This window comes from Actinoplanes sandaracinus, from assembly GCF_030009775.1.
GTDB classification, from domain to species: domain Bacteria; phylum Actinomycetota; class Actinomycetes; order Mycobacteriales; family Micromonosporaceae; genus Actinoplanes; species Actinoplanes sandaracinus.
In genome coordinates this window covers 37927-62780 of record NZ_JASCTH010000014.1, presented here as the reverse complement: position 1 = coordinate 62780, position 24854 = coordinate 37927, and the positions used below count along the sequence as shown (strand labels likewise).

28 protein-coding genes are annotated in these 24854 nt (G+C 71.1%); 17 read left to right on the top strand and 11 right to left on the bottom strand.

Annotated elements, in window-relative coordinates; all coding sequences use genetic code 11:
* Nucleotides 1-65: 65 nt before the first annotated feature.
* The 4 genes from QLQ12_RS21775 to QLQ12_RS21760 all read left to right on the top strand — a co-directional run bounded on the left by QLQ12_RS21775 (nucleotide 66) and on the right by QLQ12_RS21760 (nucleotide 2730).
* Nucleotides 66-632 (top strand): hypothetical protein, encoded by a 567-nt coding sequence (locus QLQ12_RS21775; protein ID WP_282762118.1) that lies wholly within the window; start codon nucleotides 66-68, stop codon nucleotides 630-632.
* Nucleotides 633-682: 50 nt separating this feature from the next.
* Nucleotides 683-1321, top strand: a complete 639-nt coding sequence (locus QLQ12_RS21770; RefSeq protein WP_282762117.1) for a bifunctional 4-hydroxy-2-oxoglutarate aldolase/2-dehydro-3-deoxy-phosphogluconate aldolase — start codon at nucleotides 683-685, stop codon at nucleotides 1319-1321.
* Nucleotides 1318-2247: a sugar kinase gene (locus tag QLQ12_RS21765; RefSeq protein ID WP_282762116.1), complete on the top strand. Its 930-nt coding sequence runs from the start codon at nucleotides 1318-1320 to the stop codon at nucleotides 2245-2247. The genes QLQ12_RS21770 and QLQ12_RS21765 overlap by 4 nt, the downstream gene beginning before the upstream one ends.
* Before the next feature lie 75 nt (nucleotides 2248-2322).
* Nucleotides 2323-2730: a PRC-barrel domain-containing protein gene (locus tag QLQ12_RS21760; RefSeq protein WP_282762115.1), complete on the top strand. Its 408-nt coding sequence runs from the start codon at nucleotides 2323-2325 to the stop codon at nucleotides 2728-2730.
* Here QLQ12_RS21760 and QLQ12_RS21755 read toward each other — a convergent pair.
* A complete protein-coding gene (locus tag QLQ12_RS21755; protein WP_282762286.1) occupies nucleotides 2712-3470 on the bottom strand; it encodes a MerR family transcriptional regulator in 759 nt (252 codons plus the stop codon). The genes QLQ12_RS21760 and QLQ12_RS21755 overlap by 19 nt on opposite strands.
* Nucleotides 3471-3552: 82 nt before the next feature.
* Here QLQ12_RS21755 and QLQ12_RS21750 point away from each other — a divergent pair, with 82 nt between their 5' ends.
* The 3 genes from QLQ12_RS21750 (at nucleotide 3553) to QLQ12_RS21740 (ending at nucleotide 6787) form a co-directional block, all read left to right on the top strand.
* Entirely contained in the window at nucleotides 3553-5139 is a 1587-nt protein-coding gene (locus tag QLQ12_RS21750) for a DUF6194 family protein (protein WP_282762114.1), read from the top strand.
* Nucleotides 5140-5207: 68 nt separating this feature from the next.
* On the top strand, nucleotides 5208-5792 hold the full coding sequence (locus tag QLQ12_RS21745) for an isochorismatase family protein (RefSeq protein ID WP_282762113.1): 585 nt from the start codon (nucleotides 5208-5210) through the stop codon (nucleotides 5790-5792).
* 104 nt (nucleotides 5793-5896) lie between these two features.
* Nucleotides 5897-6787 carry a GlxA family transcriptional regulator gene (locus QLQ12_RS21740; RefSeq protein ID WP_282762112.1) on the top strand — a complete coding sequence of 297 codons (891 nt, stop codon included), beginning with the start codon at nucleotides 5897-5899 and terminating at the stop codon, nucleotides 6785-6787.
* A 695-nt stretch (nucleotides 6788-7482) separates the two neighbouring features.
* On the opposite strand, the gene QLQ12_RS21735 is transcribed toward QLQ12_RS21740, so the two are convergent.
* Genes QLQ12_RS21735 through QLQ12_RS21725 form a run of 3 tightly spaced genes read right to left on the bottom strand, consistent with a single transcriptional unit; the run spans nucleotide 7483 to nucleotide 9800 of the window.
* The gene (locus QLQ12_RS21735) at nucleotides 7483-7818 is read right to left on the bottom strand and encodes a hypothetical protein (protein WP_282762111.1); all 336 of its coding nucleotides are present in this window, start codon (nucleotides 7816-7818) and stop codon (nucleotides 7483-7485) included.
* Nucleotides 7815-9083, bottom strand: a complete 1269-nt coding sequence (locus QLQ12_RS21730) for a major capsid protein (RefSeq protein ID WP_282762110.1) — start codon at nucleotides 9081-9083, stop codon at nucleotides 7815-7817. Before QLQ12_RS21730 ends, QLQ12_RS21735 begins: the two co-directional genes overlap by 4 nt.
* Nucleotides 9084-9101: 18 nt before the next feature.
* On the bottom strand, nucleotides 9102-9800 hold the full coding sequence (locus QLQ12_RS21725) for a hypothetical protein (protein ID WP_282762108.1): 699 nt from the start codon (nucleotides 9798-9800) through the stop codon (nucleotides 9102-9104).
* 115 nt (nucleotides 9801-9915) lie between these two features.
* Between QLQ12_RS21725 and QLQ12_RS21720 the strand changes: the two genes are divergently transcribed.
* On the top strand, nucleotides 9916-10293 hold the full coding sequence (locus QLQ12_RS21720; protein WP_282762107.1) for a DUF732 domain-containing protein: 378 nt from the start codon (nucleotides 9916-9918) through the stop codon (nucleotides 10291-10293).
* Nucleotides 10294-10426: 133 nt separating this feature from the next.
* Nucleotides 10427-10834, top strand: a complete 408-nt coding sequence (locus QLQ12_RS21715) for a hypothetical protein (protein WP_282762106.1) — start codon at nucleotides 10427-10429, stop codon at nucleotides 10832-10834.
* Between the two features lie 104 nt (nucleotides 10835-10938).
* Here QLQ12_RS21715 and QLQ12_RS21710 read toward each other — a convergent pair whose 3' ends face one another.
* The 5 genes from QLQ12_RS21710 to QLQ12_RS21690 form a co-directional block, all read right to left on the bottom strand.
* Nucleotides 10939-11202, bottom strand: coding sequence for a hypothetical protein (locus tag QLQ12_RS21710; protein ID WP_282762105.1), 264 nt, complete (start codon nucleotides 11200-11202; stop codon nucleotides 10939-10941).
* Nucleotides 11199-11807, bottom strand: a complete 609-nt coding sequence (locus QLQ12_RS21705; RefSeq protein ID WP_282762104.1) for a hypothetical protein — start codon at nucleotides 11805-11807, stop codon at nucleotides 11199-11201. Before QLQ12_RS21705 ends, QLQ12_RS21710 begins: the two co-directional genes overlap by 4 nt.
* 272 nt (nucleotides 11808-12079) lie before the next feature.
* Entirely contained in the window at nucleotides 12080-12883 is an 804-nt protein-coding gene (locus tag QLQ12_RS21700; RefSeq protein WP_282762103.1) for a pectate lyase, read from the bottom strand.
* Nucleotides 12884-13109: 226 nt separating this feature from the next.
* On the bottom strand, nucleotides 13110-13658 hold the full coding sequence (locus QLQ12_RS21695; RefSeq protein WP_282762102.1) for a nucleotidyltransferase family protein: 549 nt from the start codon (nucleotides 13656-13658) through the stop codon (nucleotides 13110-13112).
* On the bottom strand, nucleotides 13655-15079 hold the full coding sequence (locus tag QLQ12_RS21690) for a hypothetical protein (RefSeq protein WP_282762101.1): 1425 nt from the start codon (nucleotides 15077-15079) through the stop codon (nucleotides 13655-13657). The genes QLQ12_RS21695 and QLQ12_RS21690 overlap by 4 nt, the downstream gene beginning before the upstream one ends.
* A 111-nt stretch (nucleotides 15080-15190) precedes the next feature.
* On the opposite strand from QLQ12_RS21690, the gene QLQ12_RS21685 reads away from it, so the two are divergent.
* From QLQ12_RS21685 to QLQ12_RS21665, 5 genes are read left to right on the top strand one after another with little or no spacing between them, the layout of a single operon-like run.
* Nucleotides 15191-16111, top strand: coding sequence for a hypothetical protein (locus QLQ12_RS21685; RefSeq protein ID WP_282762100.1), 921 nt, complete (start codon nucleotides 15191-15193; stop codon nucleotides 16109-16111).
* Entirely contained in the window at nucleotides 16108-16533 is a 426-nt protein-coding gene (locus QLQ12_RS21680) for an ABA4-like family protein (RefSeq protein ID WP_282762099.1), read from the top strand. Before QLQ12_RS21685 ends, QLQ12_RS21680 begins: the two co-directional genes overlap by 4 nt.
* A 5-nt stretch (nucleotides 16534-16538) precedes the next feature.
* Nucleotides 16539-17717, top strand: coding sequence for a sensor histidine kinase (locus QLQ12_RS21675; RefSeq protein WP_282762098.1), 1179 nt, complete (start codon nucleotides 16539-16541; stop codon nucleotides 17715-17717).
* Nucleotides 17714-18340, top strand: coding sequence for a response regulator (locus QLQ12_RS21670; RefSeq protein ID WP_282762097.1), 627 nt, complete (start codon nucleotides 17714-17716; stop codon nucleotides 18338-18340). Before QLQ12_RS21675 ends, QLQ12_RS21670 begins: the two co-directional genes overlap by 4 nt.
* Before the next feature lie 38 nt (nucleotides 18341-18378).
* The gene (locus QLQ12_RS21665; RefSeq protein WP_282762096.1) at nucleotides 18379-20007 is read left to right on the top strand and encodes a S8 family peptidase; all 1629 of its coding nucleotides are present in this window, start codon (nucleotides 18379-18381) and stop codon (nucleotides 20005-20007) included.
* Between the two features lie 163 nt (nucleotides 20008-20170).
* Here the strand turns inward: QLQ12_RS21665 and QLQ12_RS21660 are convergent, their stop codons facing one another.
* Entirely contained in the window at nucleotides 20171-20671 is a 501-nt protein-coding gene (locus QLQ12_RS21660) for a flavin reductase family protein (protein WP_282762094.1), read from the bottom strand.
* 227 nt (nucleotides 20672-20898) lie between these two features.
* On the opposite strand from QLQ12_RS21660, the gene QLQ12_RS21655 reads away from it, so the two are divergent.
* The 3 genes from QLQ12_RS21655 to QLQ12_RS21645 all read left to right on the top strand — a co-directional run bounded on the left by QLQ12_RS21655 (nucleotide 20899) and on the right by QLQ12_RS21645 (nucleotide 24111).
* Nucleotides 20899-21444, top strand: coding sequence for a winged helix-turn-helix domain-containing protein (locus tag QLQ12_RS21655; protein WP_282762093.1), 546 nt, complete (start codon nucleotides 20899-20901; stop codon nucleotides 21442-21444).
* Nucleotides 21445-21758: 314 nt separating this feature from the next.
* The gene (locus QLQ12_RS21650) at nucleotides 21759-22754 is read left to right on the top strand and encodes a S1 family peptidase (protein ID WP_456049088.1); all 996 of its coding nucleotides are present in this window, start codon (nucleotides 21759-21761) and stop codon (nucleotides 22752-22754) included.
* Between the two features lie 124 nt (nucleotides 22755-22878).
* Entirely contained in the window at nucleotides 22879-24111 is a 1233-nt protein-coding gene (locus tag QLQ12_RS21645; protein WP_282762091.1) for a cytochrome P450, read from the top strand.
* Nucleotides 24112-24122: 11 nt separating this feature from the next.
* Here QLQ12_RS21645 and QLQ12_RS21640 read toward each other — a convergent pair whose 3' ends face one another.
* Nucleotides 24123-24854: a hypothetical protein gene (locus tag QLQ12_RS21640; protein WP_282762090.1), complete on the bottom strand. Its 732-nt coding sequence runs from the start codon at nucleotides 24852-24854 to the stop codon at nucleotides 24123-24125.

Genomic DNA, 24854 nt, shown 5'->3' with positions numbered 1-24854 from the left:
CATCGACGCGACGCTCGCTCAGGGGTGTGGTTGACAGACCGCTACGCCGCGCGGGTCGATACGGTATGCGGGTGTCTCAGATCCCGTGGTGGGGACTGCCCGTGGTGGCGGTCGTGTTCGCGCTGGTCGGTGCCGTGGTGGCGTACCTGGTCTCCGCACGCAACAACGACCTGCTTGACCGGGCTCGCCGGGACAGGCAGTGGTATGAGGAACGCAAGGAAGCCTATTGCCGGCTGCTGGCCGCTTTCGAGCACGCCACTCACCGGCTGCGGGCGAGTTTCGACGCGGGGGAGAAGCCACCGCCCCCGATCGTCTATCTGGACCAGGTCGGGCCGGCGCTGATGCCGGTGCGGTTGCTCGCCTCCGGGCCGGTCCGCAGCGCGGCTCTGGCCGTGCATCTGCAGCTGGAGCGCCTGCACGGGGAGATGAATCCGGCCGGGGTGGTCGGTGTGCGGCCGCAGACGCATTTCCTGGAGCTGCTCGCCCAGGTGCCGCTGGTGATGCAGCAACTGGAGGCGGCGGTCCGCGACGAACTCGGCATCGTCGGCACGCCACCGAAGGCGTCCCTGAACGGGCGGGCCCGCCCGCGTCGCGCCGCGGAACTGAGCGAACCGGGCCAGGAGTCACGTTGAGCGGCGCCTGAGGTCTTTCTGCAAACGTTTGCATCGGGCAGGATCGAGGTGTGACCGATCAACGCGCTCCCCTCGATCCCGTCTCCGCCACCATCGCCGCCGGCGGGATCGTCGCCGTACTCCGTGCCCCGACCGCCGACGGATTCGCCGCGGTGGCCGACGTCCTGGTCGCCGCCGGCGTCACCGCCCTGGAGGTCACCCTGACCTCGCGCGGCGCCCTGGAAGCGATCTCCGGCTTGCGCCGGCAGCTGTCCGACGGCGTCGTGATCGGCGCCGGCACCGTGCTGACCGACGACGACGCGAAGGCCGCCGTCGAGGCCGGCGCGACGTTCCTCGTCTCGCCGGTCAGCGGTCTCGGCCCGCAGCCGGTGCCGTTCTACCCGGGGGCGTTCAGCCCCACCGAGGTCTTCGCCGCGCACCGGGCCGGACACCCGCTGATCAAACTGTTCCCGGCCGGCGGGCTCGGCCCCGGCTATCTGAAGGATCTGCGTGGCCCGCTGCCGGACGTGAAGATCATGCCGACCGGCGGCATCGGGCTGGAGGACATCGCGAAGTGGCTGACCGCCGGGGCGGTGGCGGTCGGACTGGGCGGCCCGCTGGTCGGCGACGCCGCTACCGGTGGCAGCCTCACCGCCCTGGCCGCGCGGGCCCGCCGCGCGGTCGACGCCGTCGCCTTCGCCCGATCATGAGCGGCGGGCTCCTCACCTTCGGCGAGTCGATGGGCATCTTCGTCGCGGACGGGATCGGCCCGCTCGACAACGCCCGCGGCTTCACCCTGGGCGTCGCCGGCGCGGAGAGCAACGTGGCCATCGGCGTCGCCCGCCTCGGCGGTTCCGCGACCTGGCTGGGACGTCTCGGGCCGGACGCGACGGGCGCGATCATCGCGGCGCGGTTGCGGGCCTCGGGCGTACGGGTCCTCGCCGTCCCCGACGACGCGCACACCGGCTTGATGATCCGCTACCAGCGGTCCAGCCAGTTCATCCAGGCCGACTATCACCGGGCCGGCAGCGCCGGGTCCCGTCTGGTCCCCGCCGACGTGCCGCGCGCCGAGGTCGAGTCGGCCGGGATCGTGCACGTCACCGGCATCACCCCGGCCCTGAGCGACAGCTGCCGCGCGACCGTCTTCCACGTCGTCGAACAGGCCCGCGCGGCCGGGGTGCCGGTGTCGGTGGACGTGAACTACCGCGGCAAGCTGTGGTCCCGTTCCGACGCCGCTCCGGTGCTGCGTGACCTGGTCAGCCGGGCGGACGTGGTGTTCGCCGGCCCGGAGGAGGCGGCCCTCTTCACCGACGCCGACGACCCGGTGGGCGGGCTGGCCAAGCTCGGCCCCACCGAGGTCGTGGTCAAGGACGGGGCACGGGGCTGTGTCGCTCTGATCGGCGGCGAGCGGTTCGAGGTCCCGGCTCTGAAGGTGACGGCCGTCGACACGGTCGGAGCCGGGGACGCGTTCGTGGCCGGCTATCTGGCCGAGCGGCTGGCCGGGGCGGACGCCGGGCGCCGACTGCGGACGGCGATCGCCGCGGGCGCGTTCGCGGTCACCGTTCCGGGTGATTGTGAGGGCCTGCCGAACCGGGCTGAGCTGGCCGCTCTCGACGGGGGCGACATCGTCCGCTGAGAATGCGTGTGTAGGGATCGGGGGAGCGGGTACGAGGTTCTACGACGGCACATTCATCGATTCGAGGAGGCCGTTATGCAACCGACGCCGTTCACTCCGTGGACCTGGCGGGAGCCGACGGCACTGGGCAACGACCCGGTGACCGCCGAAGCCGCCGAAGAGTACGGGCAGACCGGCGTGGATCTGGTCGGCTACAAGGTCGAGGCCACCGATGGCCACATCGGCTCGATCGACAAGGCCAGCTACGACGTCGGCAGCTCGTTCCTGGTGGTCGACACCGGCCCGTGGATCTTCGGACGGAAGGTTCTGCTTCCGGCCGGCACGGTGCAGACGTTCGACCACAGCGAGCGGAAGGTCTACGTCGACCGTACGAAGGAGCAGATCAAGAACTCTCCGGAGTACGACAAGGAGACCTTCGAGACGGCGGAGTACAGGGACAGGGTCGGCGACTACTACACCGGTAGTTACCGCGAGTTCCCTTGATCGCCGAGGACCGCCGCCCCGCCCGTCACCCCCTCGGGCGGGGCGGCGTACGTCTGCTCCCGCCTCTCCAGATAGTCCGCGAGCCGTGCGGACCCGCTCAGCATGGCCCGGCCGCGGGCGGTGAGCCGGGCCCGCCAGTCCTCCAGCGAGGCGGCGAGCGGTCCGGGGCCACCGGCGGCGCGGACCTGATCGAGGACGGTCGCGATGTGGCCGAGAAGATACCCGCCCCGGCGCAGCAGATGGGCCAACTCGGCGTCCCGCACGTCCTCGGCGGTGTAGACCCGTGCGTTGCGTGACCGGGACGGCGCCAGAATGCCGGCCCTCTCCCATTTGCGCAGCGTGGCAGGGGTGACGCCGAGCCGGTGCGCGACCACCCCGACGGAGACCGGCTGCTCCGGCAAGCCGTCCGGCGCGGCCCCGGCCAGGATCGAGGCGGCCGAGGCGACGCTCTCCACGGTCTCCCGGTCGCGTTGAAGCTGCACGTGCGCGGCGTCGATCGCGGCGAGCGCCGGCTCCAGGGCGCCGCCGATGACCGACCGCATGATCACGGCGGCGGTGGCGTAGCCGTACCCCGGAAGAAGCGCCACGTAGGCGCCGAGCGCCGTCGCGTGCTGGTCGGTGTAGACCCGGTAGCCGCTGGCGGTGCGCGCCGCGGGCGGGATCACCCCGGCCTCCTCGTAGTTGCGCACGGCCTGGGCGGAGAGCCCGTGCTTCCGCGCCAGGTCCACCGGCCGGTACACCACGTTTTGAGACTTCAGAGCAATGCCTCCAGGAAGACCGAGGAAAACCTTCAACCGCTGGTTCAACGATACGGTTGAGGTCATGGCTTTTGACACCGAGCTCCAGTCCCTGATCTCCGCGCGGCGGCCACACCTGCTCGCGGTGGGCGAGCCCTACCACGGCGAGCCCGCGTTCCCCCGCCTGCGCAACCGCATCCTGGAAACCCTCGCCGGGCACGGCTTCCGCTCCATCGTGATCGAGTCGGACCGGGTCGGCGGCCTCGCCGTCGACGACTACGTCCAGGGCCGCCGCGACGACCTCGATCTCGCCACCGGCGTCAGCCACGGCTGGGGCGAACATCCGGCCACCCGCGAACTGGTCGACTGGCTGCGCGCCCACAACGCCACCCGGCCCCCGGCCGAACGCGTCGCCTTCCACGGCTTCGACGCGCCCACCGAGATCGCCGGCGCCCCGAGCCCCGGCCCCTACCTGCGCGAACTGCGCGAATACCTGGGCGTCGCCGCGCCCGATCTGGACCGACTCACCGGCGACGACGCCCGCTGGAACGATCCGGCGATCATGTACGACGCGACGCGATCCCCCGGCCGGTCACCGGAGGCTGCCGCGCTTCGCGGCCTCGCCGAGGATTTCAGGACCCTTTTGTACGGCCACGCGCCCCGTTTGATCCAGGACACCTCCACGGCGTCCTGGCATCGGGCCCGGGTGCTCGCCACGACGGCCATCGGCCTGCTCTCCTATCATGCGGTGATGGCCGACCCCGGCACCCAGTCGGAGCGGATCGGCAACCTGCTCCAGGCCCGCGACGCGCTGATGGCCCAGAACCTGCTCGACATCCTGGAGCACGAGCGGGACCGCGGCCCGGTCCTGGTGTCCGCCCACAACTCCCACCTGTGCCGCCGGCCGAGCCGGTGGGCGTCCCACTGGAAGGGCGACGACCTGACCGCCGAGTGGCACGGCGCAGGCTCGATCGTGTCCGCGGTGCTCGGTGACCGGTACGTCTTCGTGGCCGGCAGCCTGGGCGCGAGCCGTCCGGTCGGCCTGGGCGAGCCCGAGCCCGGCACGTTCGAGGAGAGGCTCGGCGCCGAGACCGCGATCCTCGCCCCGCCGCGCGACGGTGACCTGCGGGTCCGGGAGGCGGACCTGCTCGGCCACTTCCCGATGGACGCGGCGACCATCGAGACGTGCGACGCGGTCCTGCACATCGGGTCCGGGCCGGGCGCGGCCTGGGCGGCCCGGATCAGCGGAATGCCCGGCGTGACCGAGACGCGGATCGATCCGGGCTCCGACATGCCGTCCCACACCTGGGGCGACCGGTTCTTCTTCGCCGGCGAGGACCGGATGCGGCCGTTCGCCACGATCGTCCTGCACGATGTGCCCGGCTTCGACGAGCGGTCCCTCCTCAACTCGCCCGGCCGGCACCGGCTCAACATCGAGGTCGGGCGGGACGGGTTCCGCGACCTGTTCGGCTACGGTCCCGAGGAGTTCGCCGAGCACAGCGAGAAGGCCGACTTCGCCGCCGAGGACCGGTTGATGCCGCACCCGACATACGGAGTGCAGGGCTGGGTGAGCGTGGTGAACCCCGGGCCGGACACGGCCGCCGAGGTGGAGCGGCTGCTGATCCGGGCCCGCGAACGGTCCGCGGAACGGGAGCGGCGCCGTAACCGGTGACCGGATCGTTCCGGGGTGAGGCGCGATGGTGCCTACCGCGCGCCTCACCGGGAGCGTTGGATGAGGACATGACCCACGCGCTCCTCGTGATCGACGTCCAGGAATCGTTCCGCGCCCGCCCGCTCTGGGCCACCAACAGCAACCCCGACCTCGTGACGAACGTCGCCCGGCTCGTCGACGCCGCCCGCGCCGCCGGTGACCAGGTGATCTGGGTGGTGCACTCGGAGCCGGGCACCGGCGGCGTCTTCGACCCGGAGAACGGCTACGTGCGGGTGTTCGACGAGCTCAAGCCCGCCGACGGCGAACCGCTCCTGGTCAAGACCGTGCACAACGCGTTCACCAGCACCAACCTGCAGCACCTGCTCACCGTCGCCGGGGTCCGGTCGATCACGGTCAGCGGCCTCCGCACCGAACAGTGCGTCGAGACCACCGCCCGGGTCGCCTCCGACCTGGGATACGACGTGACGTTCGCGGTCGACGCCACCGCCACCCACCCGATCCCGCACCCGGACGCCCCCGCGGACCAGACCGTCGAGGAGTTGCTGGCCGACCCCCGTACGCTGTCCGCCGAGGACGTGGTGGCCCGTACCGTCTACGCGCTGGCCGGCCGCTTCGCCACCGTCAAGACCGTCGCCGAGATCGTCGAAGCCTGACCGGCCCGTTCGCGCCGCCAGCCGGCGGACGACCGACCCCGCTCGCCGCGGTAGTGGGAGGGTGGCCGGGCCGCTCGTGAAGATCATCGGAGGTTGACCGGATCGTGAGCCGGGTGCTGTTCGTCCTGACGCCGCAGGTGCACCTGCTCGACCTCGCCGGCCCGGCGCAGGTGTTCTCCACCGCGCCGGGCTACGAGCTGACGTACGTCGCCGAGGCGTCGCCGGTGCCGACCTGGCAGGGCGTGCCGCTCTGCGCCGAACTGTCCTGGCCGGCACTCTCCGCCACGGACCTGGTGCTGGTGCCCGGCTGGCGCGACGGCTACGGATACTTCCACCAGGAGACGCTCGACCGGCTGGCCGCACACCACGCCGCCGGCGGCACCGTCGCCAGTGTCTGCGCCGGCGCGGACGCGCTGGGCCGGGCCGGCCTGCTCGACGGCCGGCGCTGCACCACCCACCACGACCTCCAGGACCGGCTGGCCCGGCAGTTCACGCACGCCACCGTCGTCCGCGACGTGCTCTACGTCTGCGACGACCGGGTGGTCACCTCGGCCGGCATCGCCAGCGGCATCGATCTCGCCCTGCACCTGGTCGCCCAGCGGCACGGCCCGGCGACGGCAGCCCGGGTGGCCCGCGAGATGGTCGTCTACGCCCGCCGCAACGGCGACGAGCACCAGCACAGCGCGATGCTCCGGCACCGCGCCCACCTCAGCGAGGTGGTGCACCGTGTCCAGGACCGGATCGACGCCGACTTCGCCGCCCCCCTGCTCCTGGCCGACCTGGCCGCCGCCGCGGGCGTCAGCGAACGTACCCTGACCCGCCTGTTCACCGCCGCGACCGGGCGAACGCCGCTGCGTTACCAGCAGTTGCTCCGGGTGGAACGCGCCGCATATCTGCTCGGCCACGGTTCGACGGCCGAGTCGGCGGCCCGGGCCGTCGGCTTCGCCGACGCCCGCATGCTCCGCCGCCTCCGCTCCCGAGCCCAGACCCTGTGAACCCGCCAGCGCCGCCCACCCCAACCCCAGCCGTAGCCGGCGTGCGCTCCGCGACCGCCATTCCCTGTGTGAGCGACGGCAGGCGGTCGGGCATGCGGTGGCTACGGGGCGTGGCCGTAGCCGAGGTGTGCTCGCCACCGCTATTGCCTGCGTGAGCGACGGCTGGTGGCGGGGGTGTGGTGGCTGTGGGGTGCACGGCTACCTGACCTGTGACGACATCACCGGGCTGGACCCGGTAGCGGACAGGTGACTCCGATCCGATGTATCGGCCGGAGTCGAGGTACCAGGGCGGGCGGGTGCCGGGAAAGAGCGGCGTCGCGCCACCGGAGGACCACCAGGTGGCGTTGACCCCGGCCACGCGCGTGGCGGCATCGATGATCAGGATGGCGCCGCCAGCCGGTGCGGCGAGTGCCTCCACGGTCAGTTCCAGGACGTTGCCAGCGGCGGTTGGCACGGCGAGTGCCGGACCGATCGCAACGAACGCATTGGATGGGCAGGCGATGGAGCCCGTGGTGATCGGCCCGGAATCCACGATCCGCAGGGACGTGCCGCCCCGCCCCCGCCGCCGTGCTGGTCCACGTATTGCTCGCTGGCGGCTGGACTACCGTCGGCCAAGACGAGCGGGCCGGTCATGCTGCCGCCCGTCCGGTCGAACTTGTTCGGGTCCCCGCCGGTGATACCGGTGGCCACACTGATCAGCTGCCGTACTGCTCGCGCAGGTCGTCCCGCTTCATCGCCCGCAGGAATTCCGGGTCCAACGCGGGATGAGTGGCGATCACCCAGTCCGCCCAGGCCTCCTGCGAGGCGTTACCGGCGGGTTGCTCCACCCGGTCCTCGGCCAGCGCCTGGACGACCTCACCGATCGGGCGCTGCTCGATCAGCGCCTGCTCGGCAGCCGCAGACTCGCGCGCCTGCTGGCCGGCCGGGTCGTCGAGGACCGGTCCCGGCACCAGCAGGGTCGGTCCGGGCGCGGCGTGGACCTCCGGCGAGACCACGTCGGGCCCGCGGGGGTCTGCCTGGCCGGCGTTCACGGCGGCAGGAAGTCCACCGGCGCCGGGTTGACCGCGGCATCACGCAGCGGGGTCCCGAGCGGCTGGTGGGTGCGGCTGGAGTCGCCGGTGAAGCGCGGTAAGGCGGCCGGGTTCTCGGTGACGCCGTCGACCTCGTACCCGGCGCCCCGGCAGTACGCGATGACCGCCGTGTTGTCGGTCTCGACGACACCAGCCTCGAAAACGACGTCACCGATCTGCCCGTTGTAGTCCCGGTTCGGAGCCTTGATGACGGCCATCAGGCAGCTACCTTCAGGTTCCGCATGACGCCGGCCGCCTTGCTCCGCTTGAGCACGGCCGCCACCGGGCCCAGCTCGACCTCTCCCGTCTTGACGGCACCGGAAGTGGTGAAGTCCGCCCGTCCACTGCTGAACCAGTGGACGGGCGGCCATGGAGACGCCGTGGAATCCGTCGAGGCCGAACCGGGCGGCGTAGATGTCGGACAGGCCGGTGACGGCCGCGCCGCCTCCGGCGCCATCGGCGTCGCGGCTGACGGTGCCGATGACGTCGATGTTGCTGCCGGCCTTGGTGCCGAGGTCTACCAGTTCGATGCCGCGGTACCGCTCGATCGGGCGGCCCAGGGCGTCGGTGCTCTTGTCGATCATGTCGGCCCATGCCGCGACGAACAGGAAGTACGCCTTGGCCAGCGAGTTCATGAACAGGGCATCCGGCGTGCCGTCGAGCTTTCCGAGCCAGGCGTTGACGTGCAGCATGAACTGCAGCGCCTTCTGCTTGGTGTCGATCGTCGTGAGGTCGATGTAGCCGGTCGCGATGCCGTTGGTCAGCGGCAGGTACTCGGTCGTCGTGCCGGTCAGCATCTTCGACAGGCCGTCGAAGCCGTTCGCCTCGACCGCGCTGTCGGCGTTGATGACCTGGTCGGCGAAGAAGGCGCGGGCGGCCTTGATCTTCTGCGACATCTGTAGCGCGGTCTCCGCCGCTGCGGCCACACCGTTGAGGGCGCGGTCGATCTGGAAGCTACCGCCGAGGGGCTTGAGTTCCACGCTCGCGCGGACCTTGGCAACCTCGGACGGCACGTACTCGCTGTTGATCGCGCGGTTCGCGGCGGTGGCCTGCGTGCTGAGCCGGGTGTAGCCGTAGGTCAGGGTCGCGCCGTTGCCGACCTGGTTGACTACGTCGTCGAAGGTCAGCTTGTCCAGCAGGTACGAGCTCTTCTGGAACTCGTCGATGACCTGGACGTCGATGTCGTCGGTGGCGTTGAGTTTGGCCTGGGCCAGGGTCACGGGCATGGGTGCCTACTTCGGGTGTCAGCCGCCGAGTCGGGCGGCGATGGCTTCGGTGAGGTTCTTCGGCTTGGCCTTCTGACCGCCCTGCCCGCTGTGGTCGGCTCCCTGCTTCCCCGCACCCTTGGGCGGCGAGGAGTCGGCAGCGAGCCGCGGGTTGGTCTTGAGCGCCTTCTTCATCGCGGCGACGACCTGGTCGTCGTAGTCGGCCGCATCCACGTCGAGCTCGGCGACCGCCTGGCGAAAGCTCGTCGAGTCGATGACCGCAGCGGGGTCGACGCCGGCCTTGTCGGCGTTCTCCCGCACGGCCAGACGCAGGCTCTTGTCGCGGAGCTTCTCGGCGGCCTTGTCGCGCTCGGCGGCGGCCGCCTTGAGCTGTTCCGCCGGGTCTTCCTTGCCGTCCGGGGTGAGCCCGGCAGCCTTGAGGACCGCGGCGAGGCGGTCGTCAGCCGCCTTCTTGGCAGCCTTCGCCTTGTTCTCACCCCCACGGGCGGCCGCGAGGGCGCGCTGCGCGCGGTCGGCGTCGAAGTCACCCTCGATCTTCGGAGTCTTGTTGTCGGTGGAGTCGTTGTCGCCGACCTTGCCGGTGTCGCCTCCGCCGTTGTCGTGCCCCGGGCCGCGGCCCACACCGTTGTCGGTCGGGTCTTCCCGGTACCAGCCCCCGCGCGGGACGCGCGGGAGGGTGACACCGGACAAGGCGGTACGGCGCGCAGTGCGGCACATGCGGGGTACTCCTGATGTGTCGTGCGGCCCTTGGCCGCGGACGGGATGTCTGCCCCGGCCTTGCCGGGACGCCGTACCGTGCTCGCTGGGCTACTCCACATGGGACGGAGCGGCGATGCGAGCGGGTCAGATCTGGGTGGTTGCTGCGGTGGTGGCGCTGGGTGCGCCGGCGGGGTGTACCAGTAACGAGCCAACAGCGCCGGCGAAGGCGGCATCGACACCCACAGCGGCGCCGACGTCGGCGTTCATCGAGCCTGGTCTGCGGTTCTCTGAAGACGCAGAGAAGGCGTACCTGAAGGCGCTGGCCAAGGTCGACAAGAAACTTGCCGCGGATGCCGATGCACTCGACTACGGCAAGAACATCTGCCTGGACATCGAGCAGGACAAGACGGATGCGCAGGTCGCGAAGAACGCCGCGGCACGCTTCGAGGTCAACGATGTGACTGTGAAAGCGATAGTCAAAGCGGCGAAAAGCAGCCTCTGCAAGCAGTGAGTTGGCTGGCTATGCCATGTCCTACTAAATAGTCTGAACAATTTTGATCGGTGAACCGCCATTGTGTGCCGACGGCTGCAAGTAGCCTGGGACTCGAAATTCTCATTCCGGCTAGGTCAAATTGGAGAAAGTTATGAAACTTAACTTCAAGGAGATGGCAGTTGTCGTTGGGCTGGCGGTCTCACTGATCCCGGGTGCGCCTACCCAGGCCGCGCCGCACGTCATCGCTCAGCCTGGACCCGTCGATTATTCCGGGGTCACTCTCCTGCCATGCGCCGCCAACGCGGTTTCTGTTGTCAAACCCGGCGCTTCAAAAGTCAGTCTCTTCGTAACAAACAACTCCTCAACGACGATCAGTGTCTATTGGCGCAACGCTGACGGTGCCAGTAAGTCAGTAAATTTCAGCCCGCTCTCGCCAGGAAAAAGTGGAAGCAATTGGCCCCAAAATGGTCTTTTGTATGAAATTCGCGTAGGGGGGACTTGTCGCCACATGTTCGCGATAAACACTAATGGTAACTATGCGACCGTCACTTACTACTGAACCAGTGAGTTAAACCACCCGCTAGGTAAAGGGTGTCGCCCTCTACCTATCAACCATGCCACTCATCGCCGCCCTGATGTGGCTTCAGTGATCGGCAGGACGACTTAGCCACCCATGATTTCGCGTGCGCGGCGGTAGAACTCCTCCTGCGCTTCCGGCGGAGCGTCCAGGTCGACGTGGTGCAGGTTGTAGTCGCTGTCAGCCGGGCGCCCCGCGGGCTGGAAGCCAGCGCGGTCAGCCCACGTCGCGACCCATTCATCGTGCCACTCGGCCAGCTCGCGCAGCCGGCGGACCCTATCGGCGGAAGGCCGCTGCGGGGGTTGCCGGTCCAGGTCGGGAAGGTAGAGGTGCCGCTCCGGACCGGTCACAGCCACTTCACCCCATACCAGTCGCTACCGAGCATCGAGGCCTTGCCGATCCACGGCCGATCACTGACACCGATGTCGTGGGAGCGGCCGCACTGGCTGATCTCCCACGAGGTCGGATAATCGTCGTCGCCGAACCGTGATTGGTCGGCTCGGTCCAGAATATCCTCGGCCTCGGCGATCTGAGCTTCGAGTTTCCGGGCCTGGTCGCGCAGCGTGCGGGCCCGGTCGGCGGCCGCGGTCTGTGCTGCGTCGCGCATGCTCTGGATCCGGTCGGTGAACACGCTCACCACGAACCGAAGCCGGTCGAGGATCTCTACGGCGGATTCCTGGTCTTCGAACTGGAAGCCCTGGGTGGCCCAGGTGTAGCCGCCGACGTCGATGTTGGCGTGGACCTCGATCCGGACGATGCCCTGCTGCCGGTACCACTTTTCGAGATGGCCGTTGAAGGCGCCGGCGAAGCCCTTGCCGCGGCCGTAGCGGGGGTGTGTTTCGGTGCGGCCATTCCGTGTGTGGGCTACGGCTGTGGGGCGGGGTGGCGGTATGTGGGCAGCAGCCCGCAGGGCGGCAGCGGCCCGGTGCGGCCGCCACCCGCGCCGGATTGCCACGGGACCTTGGGTGGCCGTATCGGATGAGGGGTTTGATCTGAGTGGACGGCGAGCGGCCGGGCCCGTCTGGCAACAGGCCCGGCCGCTCTACCGGTTGGCTTGCGGCGCGGCGCCGGGGGAAAGCGCCGGGGAAGCGCTTCGGCGCCGGGCGGGCAAGCCGGGTGATCGCCGGTGGGTCTCGGACCAGTTCGGGGAAACCGGCCGGGACGCACAGCGGGGATCATTTCCTGGTGATGACCGCGGGGATCATTTGCGGGTGATGGCTGCGCGGGTCACTTATAGGTGATATTGGAGGGGGTGAACTTGCAGTTGGTGCCGTCGCCGCCGGTGCTGCCCTTCAGGGTGGCGACCTTGGTGGGCTCGGCGCCGGTCTTGTTGCCCTTGAAGGTGACGCAGATGGCGATCTTCTTCTTGCTGTCACCGTTGACGGTGATGCCGGAGAAGGTCGCGGTGTCACCGAAGTTGGAGTTGATGCCGACCAGGCTGGAGCCGGGCGCGGTGACGGAGATGTTCTTCAGCACGACCGAGCGCTTGTGCTGGGTCGAGCAGTTGCCGCAGGAGCGGTACAGCTTGCCGAAGTCGCTCACCGCGAAGTTGCTGCCGGTGAGGGTGCCGCCGCCGTTGTGCTGCAACACCTTGTCGTCGGCGCCCTTGGCGCCGCCACCGGTGACCGTGTATTTCGCGTTGGCACCGCCCTTGAACGTGGCGGCGTCCTCGCCGACGTTCTCCCACCAGACGTTCTGAATGGTGCAGGAGCCCTTGCAGTGAATGCCGTCGGCGGCCGGGGAGCCGATGATGACGTTCTTCAGGGTCGCGCCGTCGGCCAGCACGAACAGCGGGTCCTGGCCCTCGTCCTGGGAGTCGCCGCCGAGCGCGCCGCTGCCGACGTACCGCTGGAGGCCGCCGTCGAGCGTGCCGGAGACCGGCTTGCTCGCGGGGACCTTGACGGTGCCGGTGGCGGACGGCCACGTGGCGGCCGAAGCGCCCTGGGTGTAAACCACCGCGCCGAGTCCGAGGCCGAGCGCGGCGACCGCCACTACACCGGCACGCCATCGCTTCCGCAGATTGTTGAACACGCGAGGCCTTTCCTGGGGGAATGCGCGTCCCGAATGGGAGCGCGACCAAATGCTGGCTCCGTTCGGCTACCTATGTCAACTCGCTTAATTAATAATTTAACCGGCGAGTCTTCCCTGCTGGAAAGGCATCGGTAAATGGCCACAGAAATGCTATCCACTGATTAAGTGTGCGTGTGAGCCGCAAAGGTTGCCCGCGCAGTAAACATAATTTTTGGTTACCGTACGGCTACGGAAAGTCCATATCGGTGTCGTCGGCGACGTCGCCCACCGCGACCACCCGAACCGGGTTGGCGCGCAGATAGTCGCGGGCCCCCCGGTCACCGGTCGCGGTCGCCGCGACGCCCGCCCAGTGGTCACGGCCGAGCAGCACCGGGTGCCCGCGCCGATCGCCGTAACCACCCATGACCAGGGCGCCGGGCGCCGCGTGGGCGATGATCCGGCGGACCGCCTCGGCGGTGACCCCGGGCATGTCGACCAGCAGGACCACTGCCGCGGTCGCGTCGCCCCCCTCCAGGGCGGTCAGGCCGGTGCGCAGCGACGAGGCCATGCCGGTCGCCCAGTCCGGGTTGAACACCGTCTCCGGCAGCTCCGGGGCGGCGGCCCGGACCTCGTCGGCGGCGGCTCCGAGCACGGTGACGATCCGCTCGCAGCCGGCCTCGGCGAGGACACCGGCCGCGAGCTGGACGAGCAGCCGGTCGCCCCGGCGGACCAGGGCCTTCGGCATGCCGTACCGCCGTCCCGCGCCCGCCGCCAGGACCAGTCCCGCGGTCGTCATCGGGCCAGCAGGCCGCGGACCGCGGCCAGGGGGAGCGCGGTGCGCGGGTGGTACGCGCCGTGCCACAGACCGCCGGGCGCGGCCGCGACGGCCTCGTCCTGCCACGCGGCCGGCGCGGCGCCGCGCGGCTTGCGGATCTGGTGCACCAGCAGCAGTGCCATCAGCCGGCTCGCGGTGGCCGGCTCGAAGATCTCGACGTCGAAGAGGTGCGCCCCGGCGTAGGCGGCGGCCAGCAGGCGGTTGCTGACCACCGACCGGGTACGCGTCGGCGGCGCCACCGCGAAGCTGACCACCCCGTCGCGGCGGGTCAGCGTGGCCCGCCACCGGTGGATGCGCTTGGCCAGGGCGTAGTTCGGGCCCTGCTGGGGGACCAGGCTGTCATTGAGCCCGGGCACCTCCTCGCACGGGTAGTTCGGGCGCAGCAGCCGGCCCCCGGAGACCGCGGCGGTCAGCTTCGCCCGGCGCGACCGGGTGGCGTACCGCTCCCGGCTGTGCGTGACGGCCGCCTCCGGGACCGCGTAGACGTCGGTGGGTGTGGCCAGGAAGGCGAGCGCGGTGTCCGGCCGGTGGTGCCGCAGGTGCGTGCCGAGCGCGTCGACGGACGCGGCGAGCAGAGGGTACGCGGCGCCGGGCGAGTAGACGTAGTTGCCGACGATCAGCCGGCCGTCGAAGCCGAGCAGCCACTGCGCCACCGCGCCCAGGTCGCTGAGCAGGTCCGCGCCCGGGGTGTCGCCCACGGCCGGGGCGAGCAGTCGCCCGGCGCCGCCGGTGGCGATCTTTTCGACGCGCTCCCACAGGTGAGGGCGGGGCAGGTCGACGGCGAGGACCGTGCCGCCCCAGCCGAGCCACGAGCCGACCGGGCCCATCTCGGTGCCCGCGCCGAGCGCCACCAGCGTCTGGTCGCGCAGATCGAGCCAGTCCGGGGAGCCGGCCACCTCCCGGACCGACTCGGCGCACGACTGCTCGATCACTCCGGCCGCCACCCAGGTGTCCAACTGTCGTAGCAGGGCGTCGCCGCGCAGCAGCTCACCCCGGTACGGCAGGACCACCTCCCGCTCGGGACGGCCCGAGCCGATCACCTCGGCGGTCTCCATCGGGCGTTCCGGTGCCGCCATCAGCGCCTGGGCCAGGGTGAACTCGCCGTCGTCCCGCCGGAACCGGATGCGGGCCTGCACCGAGGCCAGGCCCTCCTCGGCGATCTCGTAACCGGCCGTACCGTCGGCGGCCAGACCGGCCTCCACCACGGCACGGAAGTGGCGCAGGTAGCCGCGCCGCCAGTCGGCCTCGCGCTCGGCGGCCGCGGCGGCCGCCGGGTCCACATGGCGCAGGGCGTCGGCGACGATCGCCCGGCCGAACGCGGTGCTGCTGCGCCGTCCGGATTCGTCGGCGGGAAACTCGGTCATGCCGGGGGAGTGATCCACCGCGCCAGTATCGCCGCCTCCTACCAAGGTAGGAGAGGGACTACGCCGACCGGCCGCGAGTGTGGCCGCCGGTCGGGCGATCCGGGCGCCGTCAGCCAGGAGGCTGAGCACATGACCACCGTCGATTCGCACACCGCGGGACATCGTTCCGCCCTGCGCGGCCCAGCCCGCTGGAACCGTCCGCTGCTCTGGCTCACCGCGGCGTGCGCGGTGCTGGCCCTCATCTCCGGAATCGGGATCGTCGTCGACGACCGGATCCTGACCGGCGTGCCGATCTGGCTCAAGCCGTTCAAGTTCGGCGTTTCGTTCGCCGTCTACGCCTGGACGCTCGCCTGGTTGCTGGCGATCCTGCCGCGCCGCAGCCGCCCGGCCGAGTGGGCCGGCGTGATCATCGTCGGTGTGACGGTCATCGAACTGGCCGTCATCGTGATCCAGGTGCTCCGCGGCACGACCAGCCACTACAACACGGCCACGCCGTTCGACAGCATGTTGTGGAACACCATGGGCGCCTCGATCATGGTGCTGTTCTTCGCCCAGGTGGTGATCGGTGTGACCGTGCTGCGGCAGCGGATCCCGGACCGGGTGGCCGCCTACGCGGTCCGGCTCGGGCTGGGCATCTCGCTGCTCGGCATGGGCCTCGCCTTCCTGATGACCTCGCAGCAGGCGCCCGGCGGCACGATCGGGGCGCACGCGGTCGGAGTGGCCGACGGCGGGCCCGGCATGCCGATCACCGGGTGGAGCACCACCGGCGGCGACCTGCGGATCAGCCACTTCGTCGGGTTGCACGCCCTGCAGGCGCTGCCGCTGCTGGCCTACGCCCTCGGGCGTTGGACGGGCTGGGTGGAGCGGGCGCGGGCCCGGATGATGCTGATCGCGGGAGGCGCGTACACCGGGCTCGTGCTGCTGCTGACCTGGCAGGCGCTGCGGGCGCAGCCGCTGCTGAAGCCGGACACCCTGACCCTCGCCGCGTTCGCCGCCCTGGTCGCCGTGACTGTCGCCGCGAGCCTGGCCACGGTAAGGAGGACGGCATGACGGGGTTTCTGTTCGAGTCGACGTTCCTGCTGGCGGCGCCGTTCTGGGCGCTGATGATCCTGCTGCCGAAGTGGTCGTGGACCACCCGGATCGTGTCCAGCCCGCTGATCGTGCTGCCGATCGTGGCGGTCTACGCGATCCTGGTGATCCCGGCCTTCGGCGAGGTGTGGCCGGCGGTCACGAACCCGACCCTGGGCGGGGTGCGTGAGCTGCTCGGCAGCGCGGACGGGGCGGCGGCCGGCTGGGCTCACATGCTCGCGTTCGACCTGTTCGTCGGCCGCTGGTCCTACCTGGAGAGCCGGGAGCGTGGAGTGCCGGCCCTGCTGATGGCCCCCATCCTGCTCCTGACCATCCTGCTCGGCCCGCTCGGGCTCGCCGCCTACCTCGCGGTGCGCCCGAGGTGGCACAAGGATCTAGGCTGAGCGCCATGAGCCGGGTGGCACGTCTCCTCGATGTGCGGGAGACCCTGACCCGGCTCGTGTTGCTGGACCTCAGCGGCGTCATCTACCTGCTGGTCGCCCGGCACAACGGCGTGCCGCAGACGCCGCTGCAACTGGTGCTGGCCGCGCTCGCGTTCGTCTCGGCGGTGGCCCTGCACCGGCGGCCACCGGTCAACTTCGTGGTGCAGACGGTGCTGTTCGCGGTGGCGCTGGCGACCGTCGAGGACACCACGATCAACCAGGTCGGCACCGCCTGGGCGCTCGGCGAGCTGGCGCTCTGGGCTCCCCGCCCGCGTTGCCTGTGGGCCGGCGCCGGTCTCGTGGTGGTCGTCTACCTGGCCGCCGACGCGCCGCGCAGCTGGGCCGAGATCCTGCAGGCACTGGCCGGGCTCTCCATCAACCTGGGCCTGCCGGTCCTGATCGGGACGGTCGTGCGGACCACCCGCGAACTGGGCCAGCAGGCCGAGCAGCGGGCGGTCGAGGAGCAGCGCCGCCGCGAGTCCGAACACCGGGCGGCCCGCGCCGATGAGCGCGGCGCCATCGCCCGCGAGCTGCACGACGTGGTCGCGCACCACGTCGCCTCGATCGTGCTGCGGATCGGTGTGGCCCGGCACGTCCTGCCCGGCCTCGACCCTAAGGTCGCCGACGTCTTCGACGACGTCCACCGGACCGGGACGGCCGCTCTGGCGGACCTGCGGCAGTTGGTCGCGGTCCTGCGAGACCCCAATGGGGTACGGGGTGACGCCGCCCTCACCGCGATCGAGCCGTCCGCGCTGCCGGCCGCCCTGGACGGCGCCGTGGAGACCGCCCGCCGGGCCGGCGTGATCGTGGAGGCGGAGATCGACCCGGCGGTCGGCGCCCTGGACGCGGTCCGCGGGCTGGCCGTGCTCCGGCTCACCCAGGAGGCCCTGACCAACGTCGCCAAGCACGCCGGCCCGGCCGCCACCGCCCGCCTGAGGGTGTCGGTGGCCGGTTCCGATGTGGACTGGGAGGTCGCCGACGACGGTGGCGGCAGCCGAGCCGGACAGGAGGGCACGCCACCGGGCGGCGGGCACGGCCTGACCGGCATGCGGGAGCGGGTCGAGGTGCTCGGCGGAGTGCTCACCGCCGGCCCGTCCGGCGACGGCTGGCGGGTGGCGACGTCGTTACCTGGGGAGGCTTCATGATCCGTGTCATGCTCGTCGACGACCAGCAGCTGATCCGGGCCGGTCTGCGGATGCTGTGCGACGCCGCGGAGGACATCGAGGTGGTCGGTGAGGCCGGTGACGGCCGCGCCGCGATCGAGCTGGCCACCGGCCTGCTGCCCGACGTGATCGTGATGGACCTGCGGATGCCCGGTGTCGACGGCATCACCGCGACCAGCCGGATCGTCGCGGCCCGCCCGTCCGCCCGGGTGCTGGTGCTGACCACGTTCGGCGACGACGACCACCTGTACCCGGCGCTGCAGGCCGGCGCGTGCGGCTTCCTGCTCAAGGACGCGCCCCCGGACGAACTGCTCACCGGCATCCGGCAGGCCGCGGCCGGCGAGAGCCCGTTCAGCCAGGACGTGCTGCGCAGGCTGGTCCGCCGGGCGGTCGACGCCCGCCCGGAGGCGCCACGCCCGGTCGAGGGCCTGACCGCCCGCGAGCGGGAGGTGCTCGGCCTGGTCGGAGAAGGCCTGAGCAACGCCGAGATCGCCGAGCGGATGTTCATCGGGGTGACCACGGTGAAGACCCACATCACCGCGCTGATGACCAAGACCGGCAGCCCGAACCGGGTGCGTCTGGCCCTGTTCGCCCACCGGGGCTAACCCTCAACCGGGGTGCCCGGCTACCGATCACTCGGGGCATGCGTAAGTGGATCGCCGCGGCCGTGGTCGCCTCCGCCCTCACGGCCCCGGTACCGGCGCACGCCGCCGAGCCGCAGAGCCGCTACATCGTCACGCTGACGAAGGGCGCCGCCGGATTCTCGGCGCACGGCCTCGGAGGCGGCCGGCTGGTCCGCGACTTCCGTGGTTTCCCGGGCTTCGTCGCCGAGATGAGCGCGCGCCAGGCCCGCCGCCTCGCCACCGACCCGTCCGTCCAGCACGTCGAACCGGACCGCAAGGTCAGCCTCACCGGCACGCAGAGGAACCCCGCCTGGGGGCTGGACCGCGTGGACCAGCGCGGGAAGTCGCCGTCCAAGACCTACCTGCCGTCGGCCGACGGCGACACCGTGCACGCCTACGTGATCGACACCGGCATCCGGGTCGGGCACCGGCAGTTCGGCGGCCGGGCGGTGTACGGCCACGACTTCGTCGGCCGCGACGCGAGAGCCGACGACTGCAACGGCCACGGCACCCATGTGGCCGGGACGATCGGCGGGTCCTCGTACGGCGTGGCCAAGAAGGTGAAGCTGGTCGCGGTCCGGGTGCTGGACTGTGCGGGCGAGGGCTACGTGTCGGAGATCATCGACGGCATCGACTGGGTGACCCGGAACGCGGACCTCCCGGCGGTGGCCAACATGAGCCTGGGCGGCGGTTACAGCCGGGCCATGGACCGGGCCGTGGAGGACTCGATCGCCGCCGGGATCACCTACGTGGTGGCGGCCGGCAACGAGGACGCGAACGTCCGGCTGAGCAGCCCGGCGCACGTGTCCCGGGCGGTCACCGTGGCCGCCACCGACAGCCGGGACCGGCGCGCGTCGTTCTCGAACTACGGCGCCGGGGTGGACCTGTTCGCGCCGGGGGTGGACATCAAGTCGGCGACGGCGGAGAGCGACACCGCGACGGCGAAGTACAGCGGCACGTCGATGGCGGCACCGCACGTGGCGGGCGCGGCCGCGCTGATCCTGGACGCGTACCCGTCGTACACCCCGGCGCAGGTGCAGGCGAAGCTGATCGCGAACGCCACCACGGGCAAGGTCACCGGCCGGGCCGGTTCGCCGAACCGGCTGCTCTACGTTCCGCCGCCGCCCAAGGCCCCGGTGATCGCCACCGGCGTGGCGCCGACGGCCGAGGTGGGGCAGCCCTACTCGGCGCGGCTGGCGCTCGCGGCGGGCCGCCGGGGCGGCTGGCGGCTCGACTCCGGCGCGCTCCCGGAGGGCCTGTCGCTCTCGGCCTCCGGCGTGATCTCCGGTACGCCGCGGGAGCCGGGCAGTTTCACGGTGACGGTCCGGTTCACCGACTACGTGCCGCAGGTGGTGACCAGGCGGGTGGTGATCCCGGTGGTGGCGGCCCCTCCGGTGATCGACACCGAGGTGCTGCCCGATCTGATGGCCGACTCGGAGTTCGGGCAGCGGCTCGAGGTGGCCGACGGCCGGGACGGGATCTGGGTGGTGGCCGCGGGTGAGCTGCCGGCCGGGATCAGCCTGTCGATGGACGGCATGCTGAGTGGCCTGTTCACCGGTGTGGTGGGCGCCACCTACACCTTCACGGTCCGGTTCTCGGACGTCTGGAGCCAGTCGGCGACCAGGACCTACACCCTGACCGCAGGCTGACCAGCGGCCGGCCGCGCGGCTCACCAGCCGAAGCGGCCGGCCGACCGTCGTCTCACCAGTCCAGGGCGGCGGCGTGCTTCCGCGCGATCGCCGTGGACTCGAACAGGTCGTTCTCCAGCACCGGCAGGCCCCGGGCGGACCACGGTCGCGTGTAGCTCGCGGCTCAGGCCGCCCGGCGCAGGTGGGTGTACGAGCCGTCGTGGTAGACCAGCGGCGTGGCCGCATGGTCGTCGTGGACGACGCCGGTCTCGGGCGAGGCCAGCACGATGGTGTGGTCGCCGGCTTGGACCCGGCCGACGACGCGGCAGACCAGGCGGGCGAGCACGCGGGCGAGCAGGGGGACGCCCTCGGGGCCGGGCTCCCAGTCGCCGTGTGCGGCGAATCGGTCGATCCCGCGCGTCGAGAAGGTCCGCGCGACGTGTTCCTGCTCCTCGGTGAGCACGTGCACGGCGACGACCTCGGCGTCCGCGACGGCGGGCCAGGCGGACGCGGTGTGGGCGAGACAGAACGACACCAGCGGCGGATCGAGGGACACCGAGGTGAACGACGTCGCGGTGAACCCGGCCGGGGGCTCGCCGGGAGCGGTGATCACCACCACCGCCGCGGCGTGCCGACGGAGCAGGGTCCGGAAGAGGCCGGCGTCCACGATCGAGCTGACGGTCATGAGGTCTCCTAGGCGTGCGTTCCACGTCTCGCCGATGCCCCCACTGTGGAGGCCGGCACGCTGCCGGCGACGCGATCCATATCCTAGTTGTTTGATAGGGAATTGTCACTGGCGTGGATATGACGCCCGCCACTACGATGAGATATGCCTATCTAACAGATAGGAAATGTATCCTTGCTCTGCGCCTGCCCGCCATCGGGCGGGGCACACCTGTGGAGGAGTCCGCCATGTCCGCTCTCGCTGTCGCGCACCCGCACGCCACATATCCGCGCCCGGTCCTGCTCAGGCCGGTGCTCGAGCCGCCGGAGCAGCAGGTGGACGACGATCAGGAGCCCGTCACCGTGACGATCAGCATCGCGGGCGGCGCGAGCGGCCGGGAGCGGATGCTCGCCGCGCTGCGTGAGCTGGTCGACGCGGCCGGCTCGACCGCCGCGGTCGAGCTCGGCGGGGCCGCCGCGCCCTCGGCGGAGGCGGCCGGCGAGATCCGTCTCGACCCGCGGGCGCGCACCGCGTTCCGGGGCGGCCGGTTGCTGGAGCTCAGCCGTCTGGAGTACGACCTGCTCCTGTTCCTGGCCCGTCACCCGCGCCAGGTGTTCAGCCGTGCCCAGTTGCTCACCCATGTCTGGGGTCACCGGCACACCACCAACCGCACGGTCGACGTCCATGTGAGCCGGCTGCGGACCAAGCTCGACGACCCCGAGCTGATCGCGACGGTGTACGGCCTCGGCTACCGGCTCGCCGACGACGCCTCGATCGTCGTCGTCGAGCGGTAAGTGAGCCGTCGCCGTGTGTCGATGTAGCCGCCGCTCCGGCCGGTGACCGCCTGGTCATCGGCCGGTTGCGTTTCATACGGGTTCATCCCAAACGGGTAATAGGCCCGCGGTATGACGTGACGATTCTCCCAGCTCAGGGCCCTGTTGATCGGCTTGCAGCGATCGTTCACACATCTTGCCAGAAGATAGAGAGATTTAAATACTTGCGAGCACGGGTGCGTCGAAGCGGGCGTACCGCCCCCAACCCGTTCCCCCTGGGAGGAACCGTGCTCAACACGAAGCTTCGCCGACCGATCGTCGGCCTTGCCGTGGGCATGCTCGTCGCGAGTGGGCTCGCCGCCACCCCCGCGGCGGCCGCCCCGATCGCCGGCGACCCGTCGTTCGCCCCCTCCGTCAAGGCCGCCGACATCGACGCCCGCCTGGGCACCCGCGACGCCGGAACCTACCTGGACTCCTCCGGCAAGCTCGTCGTCAACGTGACCGACGCGGCGACCGCCGCCGAGGCGGCCGCCGCCGGCGCCACCCCGCGTTACGTCACCCGCAGCGGCGCCACGCTGGCCGCCGCCGACGAGAACCTGAAGGCCAACCTGAAGACCCCGGGCACCGCCTTCGCCATCGACCCGGTCAGCAACCAGGTCCTCGTGTCCGTCGACGAGACCGTCACCGGCGCCAAGCTCGCCGAGGTCAAGGCCACCGTCGCCAAGCTCGGCGACGCGGCCCGCATCGAGACCGTGCCCGGCAAGATGACCGTCAAGATCTCCGGTGGCGACGCCATCTACGCCCCCAGCGGTGGTCGCTGCTCGCTCGGCTTCAACGTGCGCAACAGCGCCGGCACGACCTTCTTCCTGACCGCCGGTCACTGCACCAACATCTCGGCGACCTGGACCAACGGATCGGTCACGCTCGGTACTCGGGCCGGCAGCAGCTTCCCCGGCAACGACTACGGCATCGTCCGCTACACCAACAACTCGATCACCAAGACCGGCGGCGTCGGCACCTCCGTCGACATCACCTCGGCCGGCACCCCGGCCGTCGGTGCCACGGTCACCCGCCGCGGCTCCACCACCGGCACCCGCTCCGGCCGGGTCACCGCGCTCAACAGCACGGTGAACTACGCCGAGGGTTCCGTCTCCGGGCTGATCCGCACCACCGTGTGCGCGCAGCCGGGCGACAGCGGTGGGTCGCTGTACTCGGGCACGACCGCCCACGGCCTGACCTCGGGCGGTAGCGGCAACTGCACCACCGGCGGCGTCACCTACTTCCAGCCGGTGGTCGAGGCCCTGAACGCGTACCGAGTCTCGGTCTACTGACGATCCGCGGCCCGGCGGCGCGGCCGTGACCGTGCGCTCTCGCGAAGAACAGCGCCGGGTCGTGATCAGGCGCCCGCCCCCGATCACTTGATCGGGGGCGGATGTCGTGTATCACAATCCATGAATGACCACAGTGAACCCTTCGCCACCCGGCTGCGAGCCCGACGGCGCCGGGCCACCGGCCGGCGATCTGCCGCGCCGTGCCGCGAGAAGTTCCGTCGGCGACAGCCGCAAGGTGCACCGGGGCGACCGGGCGCCGGGCTGCCCGGTCCGGGTGGGGCCCGACGGCGTCTGGCACATCCAGGACTACGCCACGGCGCGCCGGTTCCTGCGGCACACCGACACCCGCCAGGCCGGCCTCGGCATCGAGAACGCGCTGCGCCTGCAGGACCGGATGCGCCTGCCGGTGCTCTACCGGGACGGGCCCGAACATCGCGAGCACCGCCGGCAGACCGCGAAGTACTTCACCCCGAAACGGGTCGAGTCGGCGTACCGGGACCTGATGCACCGCCTCGCCGAGCAGCAGTGCCAGGTGCTGCGCCGGCGCGGCGCCGCCGACCTGTCGACGCTCTCCTTCCAGCTCGCCGTCGCCGTCGCGGCCGAGGTCGTCGGGCTCACCGACAGTCCGCCCGGAATGGCGAAGCGGCTGGACCGGTTCTTCCGGATCCCCGACCCGAACGCCCGCGGTGTCGCCGCCGCCCGGCAGCGGACGTTCAACAACTTCACCGTGCTGTCGTTCTTCTGGCGCGACGTCCGGCCGGCGATCGCCGCCCGCCGCAGGAACCGGCGCGACGACCTGATCTCGCACCTGCTCGACGAGGGCTGCAACCGGGCCGAGATCCTCGGCGAGTGCGTCACCTTCGCGGCCGCCGGGATGGTCACCACTCGCGAGTTCATCACGGTCGCGGCATGGCACCTGCTCACCCACGAGACCCTGCGCGAGCGGTACGAGACCGGCGGCCCCGACGAGAGGGTGGCGATCCTGCACGAGATCCTGCGCCTCGAGCCGGTCGTCGGCGACCTGCTGCGGTGGACCACCGCCGACGTCGAGCTCGGTGACGTCACCATCCCGTCCGGGGCCCGCGTCGACGTCGGCGTGGCGGCGGCCAACCTCGACGTGGCCGAGGCCGGGGCGCGGCCGGGCGCGGTGTGCCCCGGACGGCCGATCGGCGCCGGCCTGTCCTTCGGTGACGGGGCGCACCGCTGCCCCGGCGCTCACATCGCGATCCAGGAGGCGGAGATCTTCCTCAGCCGGCTCTTCGCCATGCCGGGACTGCGGATGATCCAGGAGCCCACGGTGACGATCCGGCCGGACATCGCCAGTTACGAGGTGAAAGGCATGATCCTGGCCGTGTGATCGTCACGCGCTCAGTCGTGCGTCCGCTCCTCGCCGCGGCGGCGCAGCATCTTCAGGCCCGGCAGGCCGGCGATCGCCAGGTGCAGGTCCTCGGTCACCGCGAGCAGCTTGTGCAGGTCGGGGCCGACCTGGTCGAGCTTGCCCAGCAACGGCATCACGTCCTGAACCAGGTGCAGCTGCAGCGCCGGCAACTCGTCGATCATCCGGATCGCGGCGGTCACCTCGTCGGGGGTCAACTCGGCGACGAACCGGGCGGCCAGCGGGGCGGCCTCACGCAGCGTGGGCGCGTAGTCCCCGAGAAGTCCCTGCGCCTCGGCGGCGGCGGTGCCGGCCCGGCTGATCACCTCCGCGGCCGAGCCGGTGATGGTCGTCACCTCGCCGACGGCGGTGGCCGCGTCGCCGACCACCACGCCGGCGGCCTCGGCGGTGATCGAGGCGCGGCGGATCAGATCGCCGGCGGCGGACGCGATGGCCGCGGCCTCATCGACCGACAGGGCGGCGGCACTGGCGATCGCCCGCGCGTCGGCCACCGCGGACTCCGCCGCCGTGGTCACCGTGGAGACCCGCTGGATCAGCTCCTCGGCCTGCACCGCCGCGAGCGTCAGCCGGTTGAGCAGCAACTCCGTCTGACCGATCAGGGCGACGGCGCGCACCGGGATGGTCGCCGCGGTGGCCGCCGTCTCGATCACCTTGCCGGCTACGGACGCGGTCATCGCAATGGCGCCGGACACGAGAGAGAACAT

Excerpts from the sequence above, each read along its gene's own strand:
- QLQ12_RS21775 (WP_282762118.1), top strand. The coding sequence starts at position 66 with ATGCGGGTGTCTCAGATCCCGTGGTGGGGACTGCCCGTGGTGGCGGTC.
- QLQ12_RS21765 (WP_282762116.1), top strand. The coding sequence starts at position 1,318 with ATGAGCGGCGGGCTCCTCACCTTCGGCGAGTCGATGGGCATCTTCGTC.
- QLQ12_RS21760 (WP_282762115.1), top strand. The coding sequence starts at position 2,323 with ATGCAACCGACGCCGTTCACTCCGTGGACCTGGCGGGAGCCGACGGCA.
- QLQ12_RS21750 (WP_282762114.1), top strand. The coding sequence starts at position 3,553 with ATGGCTTTTGACACCGAGCTCCAGTCCCTGATCTCCGCGCGGCGGCCA.
- QLQ12_RS21745 (WP_282762113.1), top strand. The coding sequence starts at position 5,208 with ATGACCCACGCGCTCCTCGTGATCGACGTCCAGGAATCGTTCCGCGCC.
- QLQ12_RS21730 (WP_282762110.1), bottom strand. The coding sequence starts at position 9,083 with ATGCCCGTGACCCTGGCCCAGGCCAAACTCAACGCCACCGACGACATC.
- QLQ12_RS21725 (WP_282762108.1), bottom strand. The coding sequence starts at position 9,800 with ATGTGCCGCACTGCGCGCCGTACCGCCTTGTCCGGTGTCACCCTCCCG.
- QLQ12_RS21720 (WP_282762107.1), top strand. The coding sequence starts at position 9,916 with ATGCGAGCGGGTCAGATCTGGGTGGTTGCTGCGGTGGTGGCGCTGGGT.
- QLQ12_RS21715 (WP_282762106.1), top strand. The coding sequence starts at position 10,427 with ATGAAACTTAACTTCAAGGAGATGGCAGTTGTCGTTGGGCTGGCGGTC.
- QLQ12_RS21695 (WP_282762102.1), bottom strand. The coding sequence starts at position 13,658 with ATGACGACCGCGGGACTGGTCCTGGCGGCGGGCGCGGGACGGCGGTAC.
- QLQ12_RS21685 (WP_282762100.1), top strand. The coding sequence starts at position 15,191 with ATGACCACCGTCGATTCGCACACCGCGGGACATCGTTCCGCCCTGCGC.
- QLQ12_RS21680 (WP_282762099.1), top strand. The coding sequence starts at position 16,108 with ATGACGGGGTTTCTGTTCGAGTCGACGTTCCTGCTGGCGGCGCCGTTC.
- QLQ12_RS21675 (WP_282762098.1), top strand. The coding sequence starts at position 16,539 with ATGAGCCGGGTGGCACGTCTCCTCGATGTGCGGGAGACCCTGACCCGG.
- QLQ12_RS21670 (WP_282762097.1), top strand. The coding sequence starts at position 17,714 with ATGATCCGTGTCATGCTCGTCGACGACCAGCAGCTGATCCGGGCCGGT.
- QLQ12_RS21665 (WP_282762096.1), top strand. The coding sequence starts at position 18,379 with ATGCGTAAGTGGATCGCCGCGGCCGTGGTCGCCTCCGCCCTCACGGCC.
- QLQ12_RS21660 (WP_282762094.1), bottom strand. The coding sequence starts at position 20,671 with ATGACCGTCAGCTCGATCGTGGACGCCGGCCTCTTCCGGACCCTGCTC.
- QLQ12_RS21655 (WP_282762093.1), top strand. The coding sequence starts at position 20,899 with ATGTCCGCTCTCGCTGTCGCGCACCCGCACGCCACATATCCGCGCCCG.
- QLQ12_RS21650 (WP_456049088.1), top strand. The coding sequence starts at position 21,759 with ATGCTCGTCGCGAGTGGGCTCGCCGCCACCCCCGCGGCGGCCGCCCCG.
- QLQ12_RS21645 (WP_282762091.1), top strand. The coding sequence starts at position 22,879 with ATGACCACAGTGAACCCTTCGCCACCCGGCTGCGAGCCCGACGGCGCC.
- QLQ12_RS21640 (WP_282762090.1), bottom strand. The coding sequence starts at position 24,854 with ATGTTCTCTCTCGTGTCCGGCGCCATTGCGATGACCGCGTCCGTAGCC.